Origin of the sequence: Catenulispora sp. EB89 (assembly GCF_041261445.1) — a bacterium.
Taxonomy (GTDB): Bacteria; Actinomycetota; Actinomycetes; order Streptomycetales; family Catenulisporaceae; genus Catenulispora.
Genome location: NZ_JBGCCU010000005.1, coordinates 564,577 through 570,869 on the forward strand (window position 1 = coordinate 564,577; position 6,293 = coordinate 570,869).

Annotated in this window: 5 protein-coding genes; 3 read left to right on the forward strand and 2 right to left on the reverse strand. The window is 70.6% G+C overall.

Annotation, left to right across the window (positions count from 1 at the left end; all coding sequences use genetic code 11):
• Positions 1 to 34: 34 nt before the first annotated feature.
• Positions 35 to 1,111: an Ig-like domain-containing protein gene (locus tag ABH920_RS14695; protein ID WP_370349493.1), complete on the reverse strand. Its 1,077-nt coding sequence runs from the start codon at positions 1,109 to 1,111 to the stop codon at positions 35 to 37.
• 203 nt (positions 1,112 to 1,314) lie between these two features.
• Here ABH920_RS14695 and ychF point away from each other — a divergent pair, with 203 nt between their 5' ends.
• Positions 1,315 to 2,388 (forward strand): redox-regulated ATPase YchF, encoded by a 1,074-nt coding sequence (ychF, locus tag ABH920_RS14700; protein WP_370349494.1) that lies wholly within the window; start codon positions 1,315 to 1,317, stop codon positions 2,386 to 2,388.
• Positions 2,389 to 2,452: 64 nt separating this feature from the next.
• Here the strand turns inward: ychF and ABH920_RS14705 are convergent, their stop codons facing one another.
• The gene (locus tag ABH920_RS14705; protein ID WP_370349495.1) at positions 2,453 to 3,892 is read right to left on the reverse strand and encodes an MFS transporter; all 1,440 of its coding nucleotides are present in this window, start codon (positions 3,890 to 3,892) and stop codon (positions 2,453 to 2,455) included.
• A 160-nt stretch (positions 3,893 to 4,052) separates the two neighbouring features.
• Here ABH920_RS14705 and ABH920_RS14710 point away from each other — a divergent pair, with 160 nt between their 5' ends.
• Entirely contained in the window at positions 4,053 to 4,982 is a 930-nt protein-coding gene (locus ABH920_RS14710; RefSeq protein ID WP_370349496.1) for an ArsR/SmtB family transcription factor, read from the forward strand.
• Positions 4,983 to 5,128: 146 nt separating this feature from the next.
• Positions 5,129 to 5,935: a hypothetical protein gene (locus ABH920_RS14715; protein ID WP_370349497.1), complete on the forward strand. Its 807-nt coding sequence runs from the start codon at positions 5,129 to 5,131 to the stop codon at positions 5,933 to 5,935.
• Positions 5,936 to 6,293 lie beyond the last annotated feature (358 nt).

Here is a 6,293-nt window from a genome sequence, read left to right on the forward strand (position 1 = left end):
TCCCCTCGGGGCACGCCTGTGCGGTGGACTGCGGTTATGCCTTGCGCGCCCTGCGCGTCGCGACGGTCAGCACGGCGCCAGCGCCGAGCAGCGCCAGGGCCGCCGCGACCTCGGCCGGGAGGCCCTCGGGCGCGCCGGTGACCGGCAGCGTCCTGGCCACCTTCACGTCGAAGCTGCGGACCAGGATCTGCCCGTCGGTCTTCTCGATGCGCAGGGTGAAGGTGTCCCTGCCGATGAAGCCCGGGTTCGGGGTGTAGGTGACGGTGCAGTTGGCGTGCGAGGTGATCGTGCCGTGCTCGGCGCCGCTGATCAGGTCGATGTTCTTCGACGTGCCCTCGCACACCGGGATCACCACCGGCTGGCCGGGCGGAGTGACGACCGGCGGCGTGATCGGGCGCTTGCGCTCGGCCGGGGGCTGGTCCAGGGCGGCCAGCCACAGCTGGTAGGCCGGAATGCCGGTCTGAACGACCGAGTAGAGCTCCAGCGTGGTCACGTCGGCGGTGGGCCGGAACCAGCCCGAGGCGCCGTTGGTGTCCGCGACGTTGCCGACCAGGAAGGAGCTCACCGGGTCCCAGTTCGGCAGGTCGGTGTCCGGCTGGCCGCCGCACGCGCTGGGCAGCGGCGTGCCCTGGCAGAAGTTGAACGAGCCCTGGAAGCCGAGCGCGGAGGTGGGGACCTGCCGGCCGGCCGCGTCGTAGGCGGTCACGCGGACCTTCTCGGCGTCCACGTCGCCGAGCGTGAAGCCCCAGCTGCCCGGGACCAGCGGCCGGTCGAAGTGCAGCACGGTGGTCGAGGGGTTGCGGCCCTTCGCCGAGCGCAGCAGCGCGTAGGGCTTGCCCTGGGAGCTGCCGAAGACCTGCGCGAAGGGCGTCGAGGCGTTGAGGAACGCGCTCTGGCCCGAGGCCTGCGAGGGTGAGGTGCTGTCAGTGCTGATTTGCGTCGGGGGGAAGTTGACCGCAGGGTCCGTCACGCTCTCGCCGGCGAAGTCGAAACTCGCGTACTGCGAGTGCCCGGCGGCGGCCAGGGCGGACGGGGCGGTCGCGGCCAGGGCTAACCCGGCCGCACCGCAGGCCAGGGCGGCCTTCTTGATACCGACGCGGGTGTTCCGCACGCTGACCTCCGGGCATTCTCACGCTGATCACGGACGCGGCCGAGCCTGGCGCGGGCGTTCGCGGGGGTGTCGGAGGCGGCGGGCGGGGCCGGGTGAGTCCCCTCGATCGGCGTAGCGGCCCGCAGGGCCTGCGATACTGGAGGGCGGGCCGCGTCCGGCCCCGCACCGCATCCCGTACGCGACGTCGATAGGACAGTTGGACAATGGCGCTCACCATCGGAATCGTCGGACTCCCGAACGTGGGCAAGTCGACCTTGTTCAACGCGCTCACCAAGAACGACGTGCTCGCCGCGAACTACCCCTTCGCCACCATCGACCCGAACGAAGGCGTGGTCGGCGTCCCGGACCCGCGGCTGGCCAAGCTCGCCGAGCTCTACACCTCGCAGAAGGTGGTCCCGGCCACCGTGACCTTCGTCGACATCGCCGGCATCGTGCGCGGCGCCAGCGAGGGCCAGGGCCTGGGCAACAAGTTCCTGGCCAACATCCGCGAGGCCGACGCGATCTGCCAGGTGATCCGGGTCTTCACCGACCCCAACGTGGTCCACGTCGACGGCAAGGTCTCCCCGGCCGACGACATCGAGACCATCAACACCGAGCTGATCCTGGCGGACCTGCAGACGATCGAGAAGGCCCTGCCGCGCCTGCAGAAAGAGGCGCGGATGAAGAAGGAAGTACAGGCGACCGTCGCCGCGGTGGAGGAGGCCAAGAAGATCCTGGACTCCGGCAAGACCGTCTTCGCCGCCCGCCTGGACCGCGAGCCGCTGCGCGAACTGCACCTGCTGACGGCGAAGCCGTTCCTGTACGTCTTCAACGTCGACGAGGACGAGCTCACCAACGACGCGCTGAAGGACGAGATGCGCGCCCTGGTCGCCCCCGCCGAGGCGATCTTCCTGGACGCCAAGATCGAGCACGAGCTGATGGAGCTCCCCGACGACGAGGCGCTGGAACTGCTCCAGGGCATGGGACAGGACGAGTCGGGACTGAACCAGCTGGCGCGCGTCGGATTCGAGACGCTGGGGCTGCAGACGTACCTGACGGCCGGTCCGAAGGAGTCGCGGGCCTGGACGATCCGCAAGGGGGCGACCGCGCCCGAGGCCGCGGGGGTCATCCACACGGACTTCCAGCGCGGGTTCATCAAGGCGGAGATCGTGTCCTTCGAGGACCTGATCGAGCTCGGTTCGGTCGCCGAGGCCCGGGCCAAGGGCAAGGCCCGGATGGAAGGCAAGGACTACGTCATGGCCGACGGGGACGTGGTGGACTTCCGGTTCAACGTGTGAGTGTTGATACACAACGAGGTGGCCGTCGCGATTCGCGGCGGCCACCTCGTTGTTCTCTTGTGGCTCAGGCCTCTACTGTGCGGCGGTCGATCGCGGGGCCGAGCGCCGCGACGCCCACGGTGGCGGCCGCTCCCAGGGCCAGGACGCTCCACCACAGGAACGCGGGGCCGATGAGCGTGTAGGCGGTCGTGCCGGCGGCCAGGGCCAGGAAGCGGGCCACGCCCCAGGTCCAGCTGAAGGCGCCCTGGTAGCGGCCGCGGGCCGTAGCGGGGGCTAGGTCGGCGATGAGGGCGGCCGGGATCCCGCCGGCGACGACCTCGCCGACGGACCACACGGCCACGGTGGCCGCGTAGCCGGCCGGGGTGTGGGCGAGGCCGGTGAGGGCGACGCCGGCGGCTATCAGGATGCCGGCGGCGATCTGGACGTGGTTGCGGGGGAAGCGCGCCAGGACGGAGGTGGCGAGCGGCTGGAGGGCCACGACCAGCCCCGCGTTGACCGCCGCGGCCATGCCCATGACGGTAGGGGAGAGGCCGTCGGTGCGGATGGCGAGGGGGAGGGCGCTCTCGGTGAGGGAGTAGATGAAGAGCTGGACGCCGAGGAGGGGGAGGAGCTTGCGGACCAGGCGGTCGTGGAGGACAACGCCGTAGCCGGAGCTTGCGGGGGCGGAGGGTGCGCTTGGCTTGGCGGCTGCGGCTGCGGCTGCGGCTGCGGCGGCCGTGGCTGCCGGCGCGGCGGTGGTTGGCGCACTTGGCATGGTTGCTATGGCGGCAGCCGTCGCATCAGCCGTCTCATCAGCTTTCTGCGAGTCCCGCCCCGGCAGCAGCGCCGCCACGATCCCCGCGTACGCCACCGAAGTCCCCGCGTCGATCGCGAACAGCATCCAGTACCCGTGCGCCGCGAGGTACCCGCCGAGGATCCCGGCGACCGCCGTGCCGATGTTCACCGCCCAGCCGATCAGCGCGAACGCCTCGCGGCGCCGTCCCGGCCCGACGTTGTCGGCCAGCGTCGCCGAGGCCGCCGGCGCGACCATCGTGGCCGTGGCGCTCAGCGCGATCGCGGCCAGCGCCATGGTCGCCGCGTTCGGGGCGGCGAACAGTGCGCCTTGCGCGGCGGCCGTGCCGAGCAGGCCGGCCAGCATCGTCAGCTTCCGGCTGCGGCGGTCCGCGAGCCAGCCGCCGACCGCCGGGCCGACCAGGTTGCCGGCGCCGAGTGCGCCGAGGACGTAAGGGGTCTGCGACGCCGGGATGCCGCGCGAGCCGAGGAAGAACACCAGGAACGGTCCGACCAGGAAGCCGACCCGGTTCACGACGGTCCCCGCGAAGACCACCCAGATCACCCGGGGGAATCCGGCGAAGGCCGACAGCGGATTGCGGAGGCGGGCCGTGCGGGCCGGGCCGGCGGCGTCAGCCGGTCGCGCCGCACGGTCCGGGCGCGTCAGGTGCCCCACGCGGCCGGCGGCGGAGGCCGGGCCGCACTCCTCGGGGCGGATGCTCGTGGTGGTCATGGCGCCCAGAGTGGCGCCGGACGGCGATCATGCGACAATGATTCGGCCCCGCCCGAATCCGCGGGGCGCGGGGTGGTGGGAGCGGGAGGGGAACGCAGTGTCTGCGACGTTGTCATTCACCGCGGAGGAGCTGGCGCAGGTCCGGTTCTCCGCGTCCCCGATGTGGGAGGTCATCACCAGTTTCCGGGTGCTGACCAGGCCCGGGCTGTATCCGGTGCACGGCCCGTGGTTCGACCAGGTCCGGCCGCGACTGGCGGCCGCGGGACTGCTGACAGGAAGTCTTTCCGCGCTATTCCATGCACAATCATACGTTCCCGACTTCCTGAACCCTGTGCCTGCCAATTCCTCACCGGCTCTGGCCGATGAGCTCGCAGCCATTCAGGCGACGCCCGACGACCACCTTCTGGCTGATCTCGACATCTATGCGGAGAAGGTCCCGAACGGTGCGATACCGGCGTTCGCGGAGCGTCTGCGGACCCATCGCGATCAAGCGCTCTGCGAACTCGCCAAGGACATCGAGAACTACTTCCAGATAGCGCTCGCGCCCTACTGGTCGCGGATCAGAACCCTGCTTGAAGCGGACATCTATCACCGGGCGCGGCAGGTCGCCGAGTACGGCGCGGCGCGGTTGTTCAACGAGTTGCATCCGGACGTCAGCTGGAACAGCGGGACCCTGCGGATGCTGCACCGGCAGCGCGTCCTGTGCCGCGACGACAACGCTCCGGGGCTGATCCTGGTGCCGTCCGCCTTCGCCTGGAACAAGATTCTCACCCGCGCCGCCACCGGTGACGTGCCACAGCTCTGCTTCGGGGCGCGGGGCGTCGGGACGCTGTTCGCGCGCCGCACGGCCGAGCCGTCGGACGCCGTGGCCGCCGTCATCGGCCGCTCGCGGGCCCTGCTGCTGGCCGAACTTGAGGCTCCGGCGTCCACCACCGAACTCGCCTCGCGCACCGGAATGTCGGCCGGCGGTGTCTCCGAGCACCTGACCGCTCTGCGTGGCGCGGGCATGGTTTCCGCACATCGCGCGGGCCGCTCCGTGCTTTACGCGCGCACCCCTGTGGCCGACTCGCTGTTGGCGGCAGCGGTTTGACAGCGCGTCCAACAAAGGGGCCGAGATCGGAGTAATTCGCAGAAAGGTTTGACGCGCCCCTGGCGCGCCGGTGGCGTCAGGTGCTTCAGTATTTGGCGGGGAGAGAACGGAGCGCTGTCAGCCTTTAGCTGAACGGAGTCATGGCGATGCCGCGATCACGCCGAAAGTTCGACATCGACGAGTTCGTCCGCGAGTGCCTGCAGGCCTGGGAGGCCGACGGGGCCGACGCGGTGAAGGACGTACTGGACCGGACACTCGGGCGCGGATGCGCGCCGGTGCGCGAGTGCTTCGGTGATCCGCGCGAGGCCCACCTCCAGGTCCTGTATCCGGGGCCTGAGCTGGTGATCGAGAACATGGTCTGGGCGCCGGGGATGTCCTACCCCGCGCACAACCACAACACGCCGGTCATGACGGGCGTCTACGCGGGGTTGGAGGTCAACGACTTCTACCAGACGCAGTCCAGGAGAGGCGGACGCTTACAACGCACCGCGACGGTCGACATCAACGAGGGGGAGGCAGTCCTGATGGCGCACGACGCCATCCACCGGATAGCCAACCCCAACCGCAGAACGTTCACAGGCGCGTTCCACATCTACATGGGGGACTACCTGCACTCCTCGCGCTCGATCTGGTACCCCGACGAGGGCTCGGAGACCCCCGCCTCCTTCGCGGTGACGAAGGACATCTTCGCCGCCGCGAACCGAGACCTGGCAGCAGCCCGAGCCGCCGACGCGGAGCAGGAACTCCACAAGAAGCGCAGCGCCGGCACCCCCGGCAGCGGCCTCGGCGGCCTCACCGGCTCCACGGGCCCCGGAGCGCCCTCAGCACCCCCGTCAGGCCCGCTGGGCGGCCACGCGCACGGCGTGACGCACTCGGCCCCGCACGCCCCCGCCCGGGGCCCATCACGGCGCGGGCTCAGGTCCACGTCGCGGGCGCCGGGGGACCAGGGGTAGACCGGATGAGTTCGGGCCCTGAGGAGTAGGGCGTGAGCGCACCCCCGTTTCGAGGATGAACCTTGAGACGGGGGTGCCGGTGCGGCGCCGAGCTGTCGCCGGGGGCACCCAAGGTTCTCTGAGCCGCCGAATCGAGTCCGGCCCCGAGTCGCAGCCGCATCCCAGGCTCCTGGCGCACCGCCACGACCGGCCTTTGCTTGTAGACCGCGCGGTACCTGACAACCTCGCGGCGGCGACCGGCGCCGCTGGCCCGGCTCTGCGGTACCTCGTGCATGGTTTTCACACAGTGGGGGTTGTCCCGGATCCCTCGTCGCTGTCGGCGGTGCTTGCACAACCATCCCGGACTGGCGGGGTCAAG

Bases quoted from the DNA above. Each gene is read 5' to 3' on its own strand.
- ychF (WP_370349494.1), top strand. From the start codon at position 1,315: ATGGCGCTCACCATCGGAATCGTCGGACTCCCGAACGTGGGCAAGTCG.
- ABH920_RS14705 (WP_370349495.1), bottom strand. From the start codon at position 3,892: ATGACCACCACGAGCATCCGCCCCGAGGAGTGCGGCCCGGCCTCCGCC.
- ABH920_RS14710 (WP_370349496.1), top strand. From the start codon at position 4,053: ATGTGGGAGGTCATCACCAGTTTCCGGGTGCTGACCAGGCCCGGGCTG.
- ABH920_RS14715 (WP_370349497.1), top strand. From the start codon at position 5,129: ATGCCGCGATCACGCCGAAAGTTCGACATCGACGAGTTCGTCCGCGAG.